13 protein-coding genes are annotated in these 16934 nt (G+C 55.4%); 12 read left to right on the top strand and 1 reads right to left on the bottom strand.

Annotated elements, in window-relative coordinates; translation table 11 throughout:
• The first annotated feature begins 279 nt into the window (after window positions 1–279).
• From DWV16_RS03415 to DWV16_RS03365, 11 genes are all read left to right on the top strand, one after another.
• Entirely contained in the window at window positions 280–828 is a 549-nt protein-coding gene (locus DWV16_RS03415; RefSeq protein WP_118477782.1) for a M48 family metallopeptidase, read from the top strand.
• A gap of 178 nt (window positions 829–1006) precedes the next feature.
• Entirely contained in the window at window positions 1007–3616 is a 2610-nt protein-coding gene (adhE, locus tag DWV16_RS03410) for a bifunctional acetaldehyde-CoA/alcohol dehydrogenase (RefSeq protein ID WP_118477781.1), read from the top strand.
• Between the two features lie 150 nt (window positions 3617–3766).
• Window positions 3767–4012, top strand: coding sequence for a (2Fe-2S) ferredoxin domain-containing protein (locus DWV16_RS03405; RefSeq protein WP_066459193.1), 246 nt, complete (start codon window positions 3767–3769; stop codon window positions 4010–4012).
• A 3-nt stretch (window positions 4013–4015) separates the two neighbouring features.
• A complete protein-coding gene (locus DWV16_RS03400) occupies window positions 4016–5710 on the top strand; it encodes a [Fe-Fe] hydrogenase large subunit C-terminal domain-containing protein (RefSeq protein WP_066459194.1) in 1695 nt (564 codons plus the stop codon).
• On the top strand, window positions 5710–6888 hold the full coding sequence (locus tag DWV16_RS03395; RefSeq protein WP_066459195.1) for a SpoIIE family protein phosphatase: 1179 nt from the start codon (window positions 5710–5712) through the stop codon (window positions 6886–6888). Before DWV16_RS03400 ends, DWV16_RS03395 begins: the two co-directional genes overlap by 1 nt.
• A gap of 15 nt (window positions 6889–6903) precedes the next feature.
• Window positions 6904–8343: a 4Fe-4S dicluster domain-containing protein gene (locus DWV16_RS03390; RefSeq protein ID WP_066459196.1), complete on the top strand. Its 1440-nt coding sequence runs from the start codon at window positions 6904–6906 to the stop codon at window positions 8341–8343.
• A 155-nt stretch (window positions 8344–8498) separates the two neighbouring features.
• A complete protein-coding gene (locus tag DWV16_RS03385) occupies window positions 8499–9371 on the top strand; it encodes a MurR/RpiR family transcriptional regulator (protein ID WP_118477780.1) in 873 nt (290 codons plus the stop codon).
• A 5-nt stretch (window positions 9372–9376) separates the two neighbouring features.
• On the top strand, window positions 9377–10603 hold the full coding sequence (locus DWV16_RS03380; RefSeq protein WP_341423467.1) for an NAD(P)/FAD-dependent oxidoreductase: 1227 nt from the start codon (window positions 9377–9379) through the stop codon (window positions 10601–10603).
• A gap of 19 nt (window positions 10604–10622) precedes the next feature.
• Window positions 10623–11297 carry a (d)CMP kinase gene (gene cmk, locus DWV16_RS03375; protein WP_066459201.1) on the top strand — a complete coding sequence of 225 codons (675 nt, stop codon included), beginning with the start codon at window positions 10623–10625 and terminating at the stop codon, window positions 11295–11297.
• A complete protein-coding gene (locus DWV16_RS03370) occupies window positions 11287–11886 on the top strand; it encodes a 1-acyl-sn-glycerol-3-phosphate acyltransferase (protein ID WP_118477779.1) in 600 nt (199 codons plus the stop codon). The genes cmk and DWV16_RS03370 overlap by 11 nt, the downstream gene beginning before the upstream one ends.
• A complete protein-coding gene (locus tag DWV16_RS03365; protein ID WP_066459209.1) occupies window positions 11883–13916 on the top strand; it encodes a bifunctional 4-hydroxy-3-methylbut-2-enyl diphosphate reductase/30S ribosomal protein S1 in 2034 nt (677 codons plus the stop codon). The genes DWV16_RS03370 and DWV16_RS03365 overlap by 4 nt, the downstream gene beginning before the upstream one ends.
• A gap of 509 nt (window positions 13917–14425) precedes the next feature.
• Here the strand turns inward: DWV16_RS03365 and DWV16_RS18965 are convergent.
• On the bottom strand, window positions 14426–14641 hold the full coding sequence (locus tag DWV16_RS18965) for a helix-turn-helix domain-containing protein (RefSeq protein WP_158572764.1): 216 nt from the start codon (window positions 14639–14641) through the stop codon (window positions 14426–14428).
• 168 nt (window positions 14642–14809) lie between these two features.
• On the opposite strand from DWV16_RS18965, the gene recJ reads away from it, so the two are divergent.
• Window positions 14810–16879, top strand: coding sequence for a single-stranded-DNA-specific exonuclease RecJ (recJ, locus tag DWV16_RS03355; protein ID WP_118477777.1), 2070 nt, complete (start codon window positions 14810–14812; stop codon window positions 16877–16879).
• Window positions 16880–16934 lie beyond the last annotated feature (55 nt).

Here is a 16934-nt window from a genome sequence, read left to right as displayed (position 1 = left end):
GTCAAAAGACAGAAAGAGACAGCATTCCCATGAAGCGGTCAGCCGCGCTGATTCTCTGCTGAAATTTCCCGGATACGTAAAACAACAAAACCCGTCACAGGCCTTTTTGGTGTATGTACGGCGAGGAAACTTAGAAGAACCAGAATTGCAATGCCATCATAAACTCCTTCACGGTGAAATGTAAGGGATATTATAACTGAGGGGAGCTGTTTTGTCAATCCCGGTTGACAGAGTTTAATGGCAAGGTTTAAGATTGTAAAAACAAGGAGGGGGATCGCGATGCGGCGCAGCGTTGGCACAATCACTTATGAACTTACCTATAAGCGGGTCAAGAACCTGAACCTGCGCGTCACCGGGGAGGGGGAGGTGCGCGTCTCCGCGCCCAAACGCGCGCCGACCGGGGAAATCGACCGGTTTGTCGCCTCACGGGCCGCGTGGATCGAGGCGGCGCGCGCCCGGATCGCCGTGCGGAAGGCGCAGGCGCAGGCGGCGGACACAGAATATACCGACGCCCAGTGCTTGGCCGCGTTTAACGCGGTGAGTGATGAAATTTATCCGCTTTTCGCGGATATCCTGCCGGGGAAACCAAAGATCCAGGTGCGGCAGATGAAGACCCGTTGGGGCGTCTGCCATGTGGCAAAAAACTGCATCACCCTCAATAAGCAGCTGATAGCAAAACCGAAGGCGGCGCTCGAGTATGTGGTGCTGCACGAATATGTGCACTTTCTGCATCCGGATCACCAGAAAGGGTTCCACGAAACGATGGCCAAATTGATGCCGGACTACAAAGCGCGGCGCGCATTGCTGCGGGCGGTTCCAGTGAATTGAATTGTGCAAAGTTCCTATAAATAAAAACATATATTTGTTTATTTGTCTAATTGTCAAAAGTTTAACAATATGATATTATATTGACAAAGAATTAACAATCTCATTTTACAGCACCCCTGTTAATTCTGATAAAAAGAATTTGATTTCCGTTTATATCATTTTTAGGAGGAAGCATTTCATGGAAAAGGCAAAAGCAGCACAGAAGCCCGAAATTGACATCAACGCGATGATCAATGAGCTGGTGGAAAAGGCGGATGTCGCACTCAAACAGTATATGGAACTCAGCCAGGAGCAGGTGGACCAGATCGTCCACGCAATGGCGCTGGCAGGGCTTGACAATCACCAGATGCTTGCAAAGATGGCGGTCGAGGAGACCGGCCGCGGCGTCTACGAGGACAAGATCACCAAGAATATCTTCGCAACTGAATATATCTGGCATTCGATCAAATACGAAAAGACGGTCGGCGTGATCGACGAGAACGACCTCGAAGGCTATGTGGAAGTCGCGGAGCCGGTCGGCATCGTCGCGGGCGTCACTCCGGTAACCAACCCGACCTCCACCACCATGTTCAAGGCGCTCATCACCCAGAAGACCCGCAACCCGATCATCTTCGGCTTCCATCCCTCCGCGCAGAAATGCTCGGTTGAGGCGGCCAAAATCGTGCGTGACGCGGCCGTCAAGGCGGGCGCGCCGGAAAACTGCATCCAGTGGATTGAATATCCGTCGATCGACGCGACCAGCGCACTGATGCACCATCCGAAGGTCTCCCTGATCCTTGCCACCGGCGGCGCCGGCATGGTGAAGAACGCCTACAGCTGCGGCAAACCGGCGCTCGGCGTCGGCCCGGGAAACGTCCCCTGCTACATTGAGAAAACCGCGAACCTCGAGCGTTCCTGCACCGACCTGATGCTCTCCAAAACCTTTGACAACGGCATGATCTGCGCCTCCGAACAGGCGGTCATCGTCGACGAGGAGATCGCCCCGACGTTTGAGGCGTTCATGAAGAAGCACCGCTGCTACTTCCTCAATGACGAGGAGACCCTGAAGGTCACCGATTACGTCATGCCGGCTGAACGCGGCGCGGTAAACCCGGTGGTCGTCGGCAAATCGCCGGCCTGGATCGCTGAGCAGGCGGGGATCAAGGTCCCGGCTGATACCAAGATCCTGATTGCGAAGCTCCCCGAGCCTTCCCGGGAATACCGCCTCTCGCTTGAAAAGCTTTCTCCGGTGCTCGCTTACTTCACTGTCAAGGACGCCAAGCAGGGCTTCGATTATGCCAACCGGATGCTGGAGCTGGGCGGCCTCGGCCATTCAGCGGTCATCCACACCTCGGATATGGAGCTTGCGCGCGCGTATGGCGAAGCGATGAAGGTCGGCCGCGTCATCGTCAACTCCCCGTCCTCACAGGGTGCGATCGGCGACATCTATAATACCAACATGCCCTCTCTGACGCTCGGCTGCGGATCGTTTGGCCACAACTCCACCACTTCAAACGTCTCCTCGGTCAACCTGATCAACAAAAAGCGCGTCGCAAAAAGGAGAGTCAATATGCAGTGGTTCAAGATCCCGCCGAAGATTTACTTTGAGAACGATTCGATCCAGTATCTTGAAAAAATGCCGAACATCAGCCGCGCGTTTATCGTCACCGACCCGATGATGGTGAAACTCGGCAATGTCGATAAAATCCTCTACTATCTGCGCAAACGCCAGGAATACTGCCATGCGGAGATCTTCTCGGAGGTTGAGCCGGACCCGTCGGTCAACACCATCAAACGCGGCGTGGCGGCAATGAACGCCTTCCAGCCGGATGTCATCATCGCGCTCGGCGGCGGTTCCGCAATGGATGCCGCGAAGGGCATGTGGCTCTTCTATGAGCACCCGGACACCTCGTTCGACGGGCTGAAACTCAAATTCATGGATATCCGCAAGCGTACCTACCACTTCCCGAAACTTGGTGAAAAGGCGCAGCTGGTCTGTATCCCAACCACCTCCGGAACGGGCAGCGAGGTCACTTCCTTCTCGGTCATCACCGACAAGGAGCACGGCAACATCAAGTATCCGCTCGCTGACTATGAGCTGACCCCGGATGTTGCGATCATCGATCCGCAGTTCGTCATGTCGCTGCCGAAATCCGCGACCGCGGACACCGGCCTCGATGTGCTGACCCATGCGATCGAAGCGTATGTCTCGGTGCTTGCCTCCGACTATACCGACGGCCTGGCCATCAAGGCGATCGAGCTGGTCTTTGAATACCTGCCGCGCGCCTATAAGAATGGGGATAAGGATTTCGAGGCGCGTGAAAAGATGCACAACGCCTCCTGCATCGCCGGTCTTGCGTTCACCAACGCATTCCTTGGACTCAATCACTCAATGGCGCACAAGCTGGGCGGCGAATACCACATTCCACACGGGCGCGCCAACGCGGTGCTGCTGCCGCATGTGATCGCTTATAACGCTTCCGAACCCACCAAGTTCACCATCTGGCCGAAGTATGAAAAATTCATCGCGGACGTAAAATATGCCAAGATCGCCAAATATCTTGGCCTGCCCGCTTCGACCACCGAGGAAGGCGTCCAGAGCCTGATCAAAGCAATCCGTGATCTGATGAAGGAAGTCAACATGGTCATGAGCATCCAGGAGTGCGGTGTGGATGAGAAAACCTTTATGGCCGGCGTCAGCCAGCTCGCTGACCGCGCGTTTGAGGACCAGTGCACCACAGCCAACCCGCGGCTGCCGCTCGTGAGCGAGATCGCTGAAATTTACAAGAAGGCATACTACGGAAAATAAGGTTTTCTGAGAGAAAGATCCAGGGAAAAACGCTTGAAGAAACGGTAAGTTTGTAGTATCCTAAATAATATGGATGAGGGAAGCCGCATTGCAGTTGAATAGGTTGTAATGCGGCTTTTTTCTGCGAATAACGGCCACGGAGGAAATGGTATGGAAATTTATGTATGCATCGGAAGCTCCTGTCATCTGAAGGGTTCCTACGACATCATCAATGCATTCAAAAAACTGATCGCGGACCATGGGCTTGAGGAAAAGGTGAGCCTGAACGCTTCCTTCTGCCTTGGGCACTGCCAGAACGGCGTTACCATCAAGATTGGCGAACAGATCGTCACCGGGCTCAACCCGCAGAACGTGGAGCAGATCTTCAACGATATGGTTTTAAAGGAGCTGCAGTAACCGATGACCGATGTTTTGAGCCTCAAAAAGGCAAACTGTAAAAACTGTCACAAATGTATCCGCGCCTGCCCGGTCAAGTCGATCCGGTTCGCGGACGCACAGGCCAAAATCCTGCCGAACGAATGTATCCTCTGCGGGCGGTGCGTCGTCGTCTGCCCGCAGGACGCCAAAAAGCCGCGCAATGATCTGACCGAGGTCATCGGCGCGATTGGGGAAGGCAGGCGCGTGATCGCCACGGTCGCGCCCTCGTTCATCAGCCATTTCGATGTAGCGGGTATCGAGGCGTTTGAAGGGTATTTAAAAAAGCTCGGCTTTTTCAAAGCGTATGAGACCGCCGAAGGGGCGTATATCGTCAAAAGCGAATATGAAAGGATCATCGCCGAAAAAAGGCAGGAGGTCATCATCTCCTCCTGCTGCCACACGGTCGTGTCGCTGATCCAGAAATATCATCCGCTTTGCATCCCGTACATAGCGCCGGTTATCTCCCCGATGCTGGCGAGCGCAAAGAAGATCAAGGCGGAATATCCGGACGCTTATGTCGTGTTCATCGGCCCGTGCATCTCCAAAAAGGATGAGATCGCAAAGATCCCGGGACCGGTCGACTGCGTGCTCACCTATGAGGAGCTGGACCAGTGGTTCCAGAAGCGGGAGATCGTCCCGGAGCGAGAGGAAATTTCTGCCGCAGAGGGGCGCGCTTCGCGCTTCTTCCCAAAGACGGGCGGCATCATCGAATGTATGCACACCGAAGGCACCGATTACCATTACCTCACGGTCGATGGGGTGGAAAACTGCATCTCGGCGCTCCAGGAGATCGAGCGGGGCGGCCTCAAGGGATATTTTATCGAGATGAGCGCCTGCGAGGGCAGCTGCGTGAACGGCCCGTCCACCCGCGGCTTCGCGCATTCGATCCTGCGTTCGCGCGTGCGGGTGGACGAATACGCCCAGCCCGACCGTTCTGCGAAGCCGGACTTCGACATCACAGAAAAGATCGCGCTTACCCGCAGCATCCCGAGCGAATTTGTCAAGGAGGTCGAGCCGCCCGAGGAGGCGATTCGCGAGATTCTCCAGAAGATGGGCAAGACGAAACCGGAGGACGAGCTCAACTGTTCGAGCTGCGGCTATGCCACCTGCCGCGAAAAGGCCAAAGCGGTCTACAACGGCAAGGCGGACATCACCATGTGCCTGCCCTTTCTGCTTGCAAAGGCCGAAAGCTTTTCGGACAACATCTTTAATGTCAGCCCGAATGCGATCATGGTGCTGGACGAAAACCTCACCATCCAAAAGATGAATATGCCGGCCTGCCATCTCTTCAACATCCCTTCCCCAAAGGCGCTGCTGGGTTCGATGATCGTAGAGCTTCTGGATCCGAACGATTTTGAAGACGTGCTCGAAACCGGTAACGATATAATCGACAAACGGGTCTATCTTTCGGAATATAAAAAATTTGTCGAGCTGAGCATCGTGCGCGATGAGGAACATAACGCACTCTTCGCCATTCTCAAGGACATCACCGCCGACCACAACCGCCAGGAAAAATATAAGGAGCGCCGCGCCAAGACGATCGACATCACCGACAAGGTGGTCGAGAAGCAGATGCGCATTGTACAGGAGATCGCCTCGCTGCTTGGGGAAACCACCGCCGAGACCAAAGTCGCGCTCACCCAGATCAAGAATACGGTTCTCTCGGAGGACGAATGATGGACAGACTCTTTATGGAAAACGGCTACATCAGCCTGAACAAGATGGGGGAGGAGCTCTGCGGCGACCGGGTGGAGGTCAAGCCCGTAAACGCGAACGGCGACTTCACAATGGTGCTGGCCGACGGGCTTGGCAGTGGTGTAAAGGCGAATATCCTGTCAACGCTTACTTCAAAGATTATCGCGACCATGATGGACAGTGACATGCCGATTGAGGAATGTGTCACGACCATTGCCCAGACCCTCCCGGTCTGTTCTGTGCGGCAGGTGGCCTATGCCACTTTTACGATCATCAAGGTCTACCGCAACAAGGACGTCCATCTCATCCAGTACGACAATCCGGACGTCATCTGCCTGCGGGACGGGAAGAACTTCGATTACCCGAAGGAAGAAAAGGTGATCGCGGGCAAAAAAATCTATGAATCCCTCTTTAAGATCAAACTGGGCGACCTGTTCATCGCAATGAGCGACGGGGTCATCCACGCGGGGGTTGGGCAGTCGCTCAATTTTGGCTGGGAACGCCCAAATGTTATCGAATACGCTGAAAGCCGTTACCAGCCGGACATGTCCGCCAAAGCGATGGCTTCGGTCCTCAGCGACGCCTGTAACGACCTTTACATGGGAAAGCCGGGCGACGATACGACTGTCGCGGTGCTGCGCATCCGCGAGCGGCAGCTCGTGAATCTGATGATTGGCCCGCCGGTTGACAAGGCGGACGACGAAAAGGTGATGGAGCTCTTCTTCTCGAAGGAGGGCAAGCACATTGTCTGCGGCGGCACCACCTCGACGATGGTCGCGCGGTATCTCGGCACGACCGTCAAAACCAAGATCGATTATCTCGATCCGTCGATCCCGCCGATCGGCTACATCGACGGCGTTGACCTTTGCACCGAGGGAGTGCTCACGATGGGCCGCGTGGTCGAGATCGCAAAAGCGTACGCTTCGGCCACCACCGACGTCTCGACCGAATGGATCGGCAAGCGGGACGGCGCGTCGCTGATTTCACAGATGCTCTTCGAGGATGCGACCGACGTCAATCTATTCGTGGGCCGCGCGATGAACCCGGCGCACCAGAACCCGAACATGCCGATTGACCTTTCGATCAAGCTGCGGCTGATCGAGGACCTTGCCAAATATCTGGAACAGATGGGCAAGCATGTGAAGGTGAGCTTCTACTAAGGAGGAGGGACCCCTATGGAACCGACACGCAATTTTGATACAAACGTACAGCTTCTCAAATATAAGATTCTCAAATCGGTCGTCCGGCATTTTGACGACGGGACGCTGCGGGAGGCCTATCATGATATTCCCCTGGAAATTATTCCCGGACCAAAGCCGACCATGCGCTGCTGCATCTATAAGGAACGGGCGATCGTGGGGGAACGGCTCAAGATGGCGCTGGGCGGAGACCGGAACAATCCGAATGTGATCGAGGTCATCTCGATCGCCTGTGACGAGTGCCCGGTCAACCGTTTCCACATCAGCCGCGCCTGCCGCGGCTGTATTGCGCACCGCTGTGAGCACGCCTGCCCGAAGGGCGCGATCCATGTGGTCGACGGCCGCGCGCGCATCGACCAGGACAAATGCATTGAATGCGGGCGGTGCGCGTTTGCCTGCCCGTATTCCGCCATTATCGAATACACCCGGCCGTGTGAGAACGCCTGTAAGATCAAAGCGATCAGCATGGACGAGAACAAAGCGGCCAAAATTGACAACGACAAATGTATCTCCTGCGGCGCATGCGTTTACCAGTGTCCGTTTGGGGCGATCGTGGACAAATCCTTCCTGCTGGATGCGTTGCAGCTGCTGCGTGACAGCGCCAGCAACCGGAATTATCGGGTTTACGCGGTGGTCGCGCCGTCGGTTTCGAGCCAGTTCTCCTATGCAAAGACCGGTCAGGTGGTTACGGGCCTCAAGCGGCTCGGTTTCCACAGTGTGGTCGAAGCGGCGCTCGGCGCGGACATGGTGGCTTGGGAAGAGGCCGCGGAGCTTGCGGAAAAGGGCTTTTTGACCAGTTCCTGCTGTCCGGCGTTTGTTGCTTATATCAGAAAATCCTTCCCGCAGATGGCCGACAAAATTTCGCACAACCCATCCCCGATGGTGGCGATTTCGGATTTCATCAAAAAACTTGATCCGGGCGCAAAAACGATCTTCATTGGGCCTTGCACAGCGAAAAAGTTGGAATTCCAGGAGGAACCGCTGCACGCGGTCGATTGCGTGCTCACCTTCGAGGAACTGCAGGCGCTGTTCGACGCGCGGGGAATTGAAATCGAACACTTGGAGGAGGACCTGCTCGACAACGCCTCCTATTACGGCAGGATCTTCGCGCGCAGCGGCGGGCTTTCCGACGCGGTGGCCGAGGCGCTCAAGGAGCGCGGGATCACGCCGGAGCAGTTTGAGGTAAAGCCCCTTGCGTGCGACGGTATTGAGCAGTGCAAGGTGGCGCTCTTAAAGGCGAGCAGAAACCTGCTGCCTGAGAACTTTATCGAAGGCATGGCGTGCGTCGGCGGATGCATCGGCGGGGCCGCCTGCGTTTCACATGGGCCGAAGGACAAAAACGAAGTCAACAAATATGGCCAGCAGGCGCTTGAAAAGTCGATAACAGATGCGATTGCGGTCACAAAAATGATGTAAAATGCTCTGGAATGGGGAAATGAATGCAGGATTTTGCGAAAAATCCTGCATTTTTTCGTGCTATTTTCGGTTTCTCGCTTGATTTTCCAAGGGGTTTACGGTATCATATGAAAGGAAATTTGCTTTGCAAAAATTGAAACGGGAAGGGACAGACGATGGGCAAGGATTTGTTGACGGTAATCGGCCGGATGACGCCGGAATTTTCAAAAGGCCAGCGGCTGATTGCATCCTACATTATAAATCATTTTGATAAGGCGGCGTTCATGACCGCCTCGAAGCTGGGAACCACGGTCGGCGTGAGCGAATCCACTGTGGTGCGGTTTGCGTCGGAGATCGGTTTCGCGGGTTATCCGGAATTACAGAAGGCTCTGCAGGAGCTGATCCGCAACAAGCTGACGACCGTACAGCGCATGGACGTCACCAGCGACCAGTTGGAGAACACCAATGTGCTGGCCAAGGTGCTCAACAAGGATATCGAAAAAATCCGCCGGACGCTGGAAGAGGCGAGTGAAACCGACTTCGACTCGGCGGTCGAAACGATCTGCCGCTCGAAGGCGATCTATATTATCGGCGTGCGTTCAGCGGCGGCGCTCGCACAGTTTATGAGCTTTTACTTCACTCACATCTTCCCGAATGTGAAGCTCATCAACACCACAAGCCGCGCCGAAATGTTCGAGCAGATCATGCGTATCGGCCCGGACGACGTATTCATCGGGCTTTCGTTCCCGCGTTATTCAAAACGTACGGTGCAGGCGTCCCATTTTGCGCGCGCGAACGGCGCGAAAGTCATTGCCATCACAGATTCCCAGAAATCCCCGCTGGCGGACGTGGCCGACCACGTGCTTATCGCCCGCAGCGACATGGTTTCGTTCATCGATTCGCTGGTTGCGCCGCTTTCGCTTGTGAATGCGCTGATCGTGGCGGTCGGGCTCAAAAAGCACGACGAGGTTGCCAAGACCTATGAGCGGCTCGAACAGATCTGGGATGAGTACGAAGTCTACGAAAAACACGAGGAAGAGAAAATTTGAGCAATGTGATCGTGATCGGCGGTGGCGCGGCCGGGCTTCTCTGCGCGGGTTTTGCCGCGCGGGAGGGCTGCGCCGTCACCGTCCTTGACAGAAACACGCGGCCCGCGCGCAAGGTGATGATCACCGGCAAAGGCCGCTGCAACGTGACGAACAACTGTGCACCGGACGATTTCATTAAAAATGTCCGTACGAACGGGCGTTTTTTATATAGTGCGGTCAATGCCTTTGCGCCGCAGGACGCGATGGCGTTTTTTGAGGGCCTGGGGGTCCCGCTCAAAACTGAGCGGGGCAACCGGGTATTTCCGGTTTCTGATAAAGCCGTGGACATCGTTGACGCGATGACCCGCTTTGCGAAGGATGCGGGCGCAAAGTTCCTGCTTGGGGAGCGCGCGGTCGCGGTGGAGCGGCAGGATGGCCGGGTGAGCGGCGTGCGGCTGGAAAGCGGGGAGCTTCTTCCCGCCGGCGCGGCCGTGATTGCAACCGGCGGCCGCAGCTACCCGCTGACCGGGTCGGACGGAGACGGCTACCGGATGGCAAAAGCGCTTGGGCACACGATCGTGCCGCCGCGTCCGTCGCTGGTACCGGTCATTTGCCGGGAGAGCTTCTGCGCCGAATTGATGGGGCTTTCGCTCAAAAACGTCACGCTGACCCTCAAAAACCAGAAGGGCAAGGCGGTTTATTCGGAACTCGGCGAGATGCTGTTCACCCATTTCGGCGTGTCCGGTCCGCTGGTGCTTTCGGCTTCGGCCTATATGAAGGATGCGCCCGAAAGCTACCGGTTCGCAATCGACCTCAAACCGGGGCTCAGCGAACAGCAGCTGGACGCGCGGCTCCTGCGGGATTTTGCGGAGTATCAAAACCGCGATTTTGACAACGCCTTGGATAAACTTTTACCGCGCACGCTCATCCCGGTGGTGGTGAGGCTTTCCGGGATTCCGGGGGGCACGAAGGTGCATTCGGTCACAAAGGAGCAGCGGAAAAAGCTCGCGGGACTCATCAAATCCTTTCCACTTACCCCGAAGGCGCTGCGCCCGATCGATGAAGCGGTCATCACTGCGGGCGGCGTTTCAGTCAGAGAGGTAGACCCCAGAACAATGCGGTCGAAGCTTGTGCCGGGGCTCTATTTTGCGGGTGAGGTGCTCGATGTGGACGCTTTCACCGGCGGCTATAATTTACAGATCGCATATTCCACGGCATTCCTCGCGGCGCGGGGAATCTGTGCGGAAGAATAATTTTATTGGAGGTCCAGGGATGATCTCAATCGCAATTGACGGGCCGGCGGGCGCCGGCAAAAGCACCATCGCGCGGGCAATTGCCCGTGAGCTGGGCTATATCTATGTGGACACAGGCGCACTTTACCGCGCCATTGGGCTGTTCGCGACGGCCAACGGCGCGAACACCGCCGACGCCGGGCAGGTGGCAAGGCTGCTTTCGGGTGTGAAGGTGGAGCTGCGGTTTGTGAAGGACGAGCAGCGGGTGTTCCTGAATGGATACGACGTTTCGGAGGATATCCGCCGGCCTGAAATCTCAATGGCCGCGAGCAATGTCAGCGCCATTCCGGAGGTGCGCACCTTCCTGTTTGCTTTGCAGCGCAATATGGCCCAGGAGCACAATGTGGTCATGGACGGCCGGGATATCGGAACGGTTGTGCTGCCGCAGGCGCAGATCAAGATCTATCTGACCGCTTCGCCGGAGGAACGCGCGCAGCGGCGGTACGAGGAGCTCATCGCAAAAGGGCATCAGGTGGATTACGAGAAGCTTCTTGAAGAGGTGAAGCTGCGCGACCACAACGACATGACCCGTCCGATCGCACCGCTCAAACAGGCGGAGGATGCCGTTCGTGTGGAAACCGACGGCTGCACGCTGGAAGAAGCGGTTTCGAAAATGATGAAGGTCGTGAAGGAGAAGCTGAAAGATGCTGTATAAAATCGGCTGGTGCGCCTGCATGGCGCTGATCCGCATCCTGTTTGGCGTCCGCGTCACCGGCAGGGAAAATATTCCGAAAGATCAGGGCTATATCCTTGTCGCGAATCACCGCAGCAATTTTGACCCGCTTTTTGTGGCGGTGGGGATTCATAAGCAGGTCCACTATATGGCGAAGGCAGAACTTTTCCGCAACAAGCTGCTTGGATGTCTGCTCAAAGGCTTGGGCGCGTTTCCGGTTGAACGCGGAAAAGGCGATTCGGGCGCGATTGAATGGGCGGAGGAACTCATCCGGGAGGGACGGGTGCTTGGGATGTTCCCGGAGGGCACCCGCTCGAAAGACGGGAAGCTGCAGCGTCCGCGTTCGGGCGCCGCGCTCATTGCGATGCAGACCGGCGCGGATGTGCTGCCATGCGCGGTCTGCTACGGCGACAGGCTCGGGTTTCGCACCAAAGTGACCATCTGCTACGGGGAGCTTATCAAAAACGAACGGTTCGGTTTTACGCCGGGAGTCAATTCACCGCGGGAACTCAAGGATGCAAGCCATCTGATCATGGATGAGATTGTCAAGCTGATGGAGGGGATCGTTTGAAGATACGGGTAGCGGATACGGCAGGATTCTGTTTCGGCGTGCAGCGCGCGGTTGACGCGGCTTTCGCCCAGGCGAAAAGCGGGGAGCCGACCTGCACGCTCGGGGAGATCATCCACAATCCGCAGATTGTGCGGCAGCTGTCGGAACTGGGAATCCATCCGATTGAGAAGCTTTCTGATAACACGGATGGAAAATGCGTCATCATCCGTTCGCATGGCGTGTCAAAAGAGGTGTATGAGGAGCTCTCGCGGATGGGCTGCCGGGTGATCGACGCGACCTGCCCGTTTGTAGAGAAAATCCACCGGATCGCGGCGGAATATTCCGGGGAAAATATTCTGCTGATCGCTGGGAATCCGGAGCATCCGGAAGTGAAGGGGATTGCTGGATTCTGTCATGGCAAGATGATTGCGTTTCGTTCCGCGCAGGAATTGGAGGAAAAGCTCCCAGAAATTAGGGAAAATTGCGATAAATCGTTTACATTGGTAGCACAAACTACTTTTTCCCTGCTGGAATGGGAAAAATGTGTAGAAAAACTAAAAAAGGTGTGTACAAAACTCAAGATTTTTGATACAATATGTATTGCTACGGAAAAACGCCAGTTGGAAGCAAAGCGTCTTGCGGCCGAAAGCGATGCCATGATTGTGGTGGGCGGACGCAACAGTTCAAATACCCTGAAGCTTGCGCAGATCTGTGAAAAGTGTTGCGATACTTTCTTAATTGAAGATGCGCGCGAACTGTATGATCTCCATCTGGGCGGTTATAATAGCATTGGTGTTACGGCCGGCGCGTCGACTCCGGCTTGCATAATTAAGGAGGTACATAGGACAATGAGTGAGATTTTAAAAGATCAGGACGAGCTTTCTTTTGAGGAGATGTTGGATCAATCCTTCAAAACAATATATAACAGGGAGAAGGTAACCGCGGTCGTTACAGGTCTTGCGCCGAATGAGATCTCAGTGGATATCGGTACGAAGCATGCCGGTTATGTGCCTCTTTCTGAGTTGACGGATGATCCGAACGCGAAGGTGGAAGACCTCGTCAAGGTCGGAGATGAAATGGAACTGCTCGTCGTCCGCGTAAACGACGTGGAAGGAACCGTAATGCTCTCGAAGAAACGCCTCGATGCGATCGCGGGCTTTGAAAAGGTGATGGGCGCCGCTGATACCGAGGAAATCCTTGAAGGTACGGTTGTGGAAGTCATCAAGGGCGGTATCCTTGTCCTGACCAATGGTGTCAAGGTCTTTATTCCGGCTTCTCAGGCAACTCTTTCCCGCAATGACAACCTGGAAGACCTGCTCAAGCAGAAGGTCCAGTTTAAGATTCTGGAAGTCAACCGCCAGCGCAAGCGTGCCGTTGGTTCGATTCGTGCCGTTCTGCGTGAGCAGAAGAAGGAGCTTGAGGACAAGTTCTGGCAGGAAGTCGAAGTCGGTAAACATTATACCGGCGTTGTAAAATCCCTCACCAGCTACGGTGCGTTCGTCAATCTGGGCGGCGTGGATGGCATGGTGCATATTTCCGAACTGAGCTGGAACCGCATCAAACATCCGTCCGAGGTTGTAAACGTCGGTGACAGCATCGAAGTTTACATCAAGGATATTGATGCTGAAAATAAGAAGATTTCGCTTGGCTACAAGAAATCTGAGGATAATCCTTGGGAGATCATGAAAAACAAATATGATGTGGGAACCGTCTGCACCGTTAAGGTTGTTTCGATGACCCCGTTCGGCGCGTTTGCTCAGATCATTCCGGGTGTTGACGGTCTGATCCACATCAGCCAGATTTCCACCGAGCGGATCAATAAGCCTTCCGACGTGCTCGCAATCGGCCAGGAGGTCGAGGTGAAGATCACCGAGCTCGATACCGAGAAAAAGCGCGTCAGCCTTTCGATGCGCGCGCTGCTTGAAGAGGAAAAGAAAGCGCAGGAAGCCGCCGCTGAAGCGGATGTCCAAGCTGCTGAGGAAGCATCCGCGGTTGTGTATGAAGCCGGCCCGGACGGCGCCAAAGGCGAGGTCCCTGCCGAGGCTGAATAAGATGAAAAAGCCCTGCTCGAAAGAGCGGGGCTTTTTGCGTTTTGCAGTCGATGGGAATGCCTCCGGCGGCCCCATTTCTTGCTCGTGCAAGAAATGGGGGAAAGAACACGCGCGGGGACACCCCGCAACCCCGATCTACGGCCTAAGAGCCGCCGCTTTGCGGCGGTTGGCCTCCGAAATACTCGCTGCGGCTCGTAATGCGCGCCGTGAAGGCTGCCTTCGGCAGAAACGGCGCGCAATCTGCTTAGACAAAACGCGGTGTTCCGCGTGATAAAAAGCACGCGGGACGGGTTTTCGCAACCTTGCGAAAACCGGCTGCGCCGAAAGAGGACGAACGGATTGAAATGCGCTGCGCGCACAGCCAAAAGCTTTGATCAAACTTTCTCGAAAGTTTGCGGGGGAATGGGGGCTGCGCCCCCATAGCTTGCGCCACAGCGCCCCTTCAGGCGTTTTTTCGGTTCCTTTTTCAAGAAAAAAGGAACGAAAGGCGCGGCCTGTGGCCGCGCCTTTCATTTTGAGTAAGGACTCAGACTATCGGTCAAATCGAGAAGATAGTCGGCACTGACCTGATAGAAATTGCACAGTTTTAAAAGAGTATTGGAAAAGATCTCTTTTTTACCGCTTTCATATTTCTGATAGGTCTGAATAGTGCATCCCAAGGCGTCTGCAACTTCCCGTTCGGTAAGTCCGTGTTCTAGGCGCATTTCTTTCAGGCGTTGATACATTGGGCCACCTCCTAATCTGAATATTACCATAATTTTACTTGGAGAAGGACAATATGCCACTAGAAGGTGGCATATTGGAATGTGATCGGCAGCCGTTATTGTAATTTTCTGCAAAAAGTGGTACAATAAAAAATAGTCTGAAATTCTGTAACTACGGAGGAATACCAGGTGCCGATCAAACATTGGGATTTAAAACCCGGCGACGACGCGGCTGCGGGACAGCTTGCAAAGGAACTCAAGCTGCCGCTCATTGTTGCGCGGGTGCTTTTCGGCAGGGGATACGACACGGCGGAAAAGATGGCCGGATTTTTCCAGCAGTCGGAACAATTTTTCGATCCGTTTCTGCTGAAAGATATGGACCGGGCGGTAACGCGTATCCGCCGGGCGATAGAGAACGGCGAGCGGATCGCCATTTACGGAGATTATGACTGTGACGGGATCATGGCCACCGTCCTGCTTTACAGCTATCTTGAATCAGTCGGGGCGGATATCTGTTATTACATCCCGCAGCGCGATAAGGAGGGCTATGGGCTCAATCTTGACGCATTAAAGCTGATCCGTGACGACGGTGTTGGGCTGGTTGTCACGGTGGATAACGGCATCACCGCCATCGGAGAGGTCGAATATGCCAGCTCCATTGGCCTTGATATCGTGATCACCGACCATCATAAACCGCGGGAAGTTCTTCCCGAAGCGGTTGCGGTGGTTGACCCGCACCGTCTTGACGATGAGAGCGGCTGTGATTATCTCGCGGGCGTGGGCGTGGCTTTCAAGCTGGTCTGTGCGCTCGAGGAGGACGACGGCGGCATGATGCTTGATCGTTACGGCGATATCGTCGCGGTGGCGACCATTGCGGATATCGTGCCGCTGGTGGGAGAAAACCGGCTGATTGTCCGGCGCGGCCTGCAGATCCTTCAAAATACCGACAACGAAGGTCTCGCGGCTCTGATCCGCGTCTGCGGCATGGCGGATAAATCCCTTTCCTGTGAACAGATCGCCTATGGGCTGGTGCCGCGGATCAATTCCGCGGGACGGTTTGACAGCGTGGACAGCGCGATCGAACTGTTTGTGGGCGAGGGCGAAGGGCTTGAGGAACTTGCAAGCGGCATCAATTCGCTCAATGAGCAACGCCGCGCGGTGGAGGATGAGATTGTCACCGAAATCCTGGCGCAGCTGGAAAACGACCCGCAGGCGCTTTCCCAGCGGGTTGTGGTAATCCACGGGGAGAACTGGCATCACGGGATCGTCGGCATTGTTGCGTCGCGGATGGTCGAACGGTTCGGAAAGCCGTGTATTGTGCTTTCGGTCGAAGGCGATACCGCGCGCGGCTCGGCCCGCAGCGTGGAGGGCTTCTCAATCATCGATGCAATCAATGCCTGTTCACAGTATCTGGTCCGCTACGGCGGGCATAATCAGGCGGCGGGACTCACGGTGCGCGGCGGAGAACTTGAGAACTTTATCGCGGCCATCAACGAATGGGCGGCGCAGAACTACCCTGAAATGCCACAGCAGACGATCCACATCGACTGTGAGGTTTCCCCGAACGAGCTTGAAGTGAAGGATATCCTGCCGCTCTCCCAGCTTGAACCGTTTGGTTCGGGCAATGAGCTTCCCGTTTTTGCAATCCGGAACTGCACTGTCCAGGGGATCTATCCCATCGGGGATGGAAAACATCTGCGGCTGCGGTTTGCGGGGGACGGCACGGTTTTCTTTGCGGTCTATTTTGGAATGACCCAGAAAAATTTCCCTTATGCCGTGGGCGAAGTGGTCGACCTCGCGGTAACGGTGGATGTGAGTGAATGGAACGGGGAACAGCGGGTTTCCATCAAGGTGAAAGATATCCATCTCTCCGGGATGGATTATGATAAAATTCACCATTCGGAACAGGCGTACCAGCAGCTGATGCGCCGGGAAACACCGGCGCTGCCCGGGCGGGAAGCGCTGGTGCCGGACCGGGACGATATTGCGGTTGTCTACCGTTACCTGCGCGCGAAAGGGAACCTTTCTGCGCCGGACGAAGTGATTTATGCAAAACTCAGCGGGAATATCTCCTGCCTTTGCAAGGTGAAAATTGCAATCGACGTATTGGACGAGATGCAGCTCATCACCCGCAGGCAGGCGGGCGGCGCGAATCAGTTTTCGGTTGTTCCGAACCCGGCCAGGGTGGATATCTCCCAATCCAGGATTCTAAAAAACCTGCGGTCCGAAAACATGGACCCTGCCTGTGAAACAGGCTGATTCCCAGCGACGGGAAAGCGATGCTGGTTGCGGGCAATCGCCCGTGATGGAGGAA

The organism is Anaerotruncus sp. AF02-27 (assembly GCF_003465835.1).
Classification (GTDB): Bacteria; Bacillota; Clostridia; order Oscillospirales; family Ruminococcaceae; genus Anaerotruncus; species Anaerotruncus rubiinfantis.
Note: the sequence above shows the minus strand (reverse complement) of the source record. Positions and strands in the feature narration are given on the sequence as shown.

What these genes read in the sequence shown, in the direction of transcription:
- DWV16_RS03415 (WP_118477782.1), top strand. Translation starts at nt 280, where the DNA reads ATGCGGCGCAGCGTTGGCACAATCACTTATGAACTTACCTATAAGCGG.
- adhE (WP_118477781.1), top strand. Translation starts at nt 1,007, where the DNA reads ATGGAAAAGGCAAAAGCAGCACAGAAGCCCGAAATTGACATCAACGCG.
- DWV16_RS03405 (WP_066459193.1), top strand. Translation starts at nt 3,767, where the DNA reads ATGGAAATTTATGTATGCATCGGAAGCTCCTGTCATCTGAAGGGTTCC.
- DWV16_RS03400 (WP_066459194.1), top strand. Translation starts at nt 4,016, where the DNA reads ATGACCGATGTTTTGAGCCTCAAAAAGGCAAACTGTAAAAACTGTCAC.
- DWV16_RS03395 (WP_066459195.1), top strand. Translation starts at nt 5,710, where the DNA reads ATGGACAGACTCTTTATGGAAAACGGCTACATCAGCCTGAACAAGATG.
- DWV16_RS03390 (WP_066459196.1), top strand. Translation starts at nt 6,904, where the DNA reads ATGGAACCGACACGCAATTTTGATACAAACGTACAGCTTCTCAAATAT.
- DWV16_RS03385 (WP_118477780.1), top strand. Translation starts at nt 8,499, where the DNA reads ATGGGCAAGGATTTGTTGACGGTAATCGGCCGGATGACGCCGGAATTT.
- cmk (WP_066459201.1), top strand. Translation starts at nt 10,623, where the DNA reads ATGATCTCAATCGCAATTGACGGGCCGGCGGGCGCCGGCAAAAGCACC.
- DWV16_RS03370 (WP_118477779.1), top strand. Translation starts at nt 11,287, where the DNA reads ATGCTGTATAAAATCGGCTGGTGCGCCTGCATGGCGCTGATCCGCATC.
- DWV16_RS18965 (WP_158572764.1), bottom strand. Translation starts at nt 14,641, where the DNA reads ATGTATCAACGCCTGAAAGAAATGCGCCTAGAACACGGACTTACCGAA.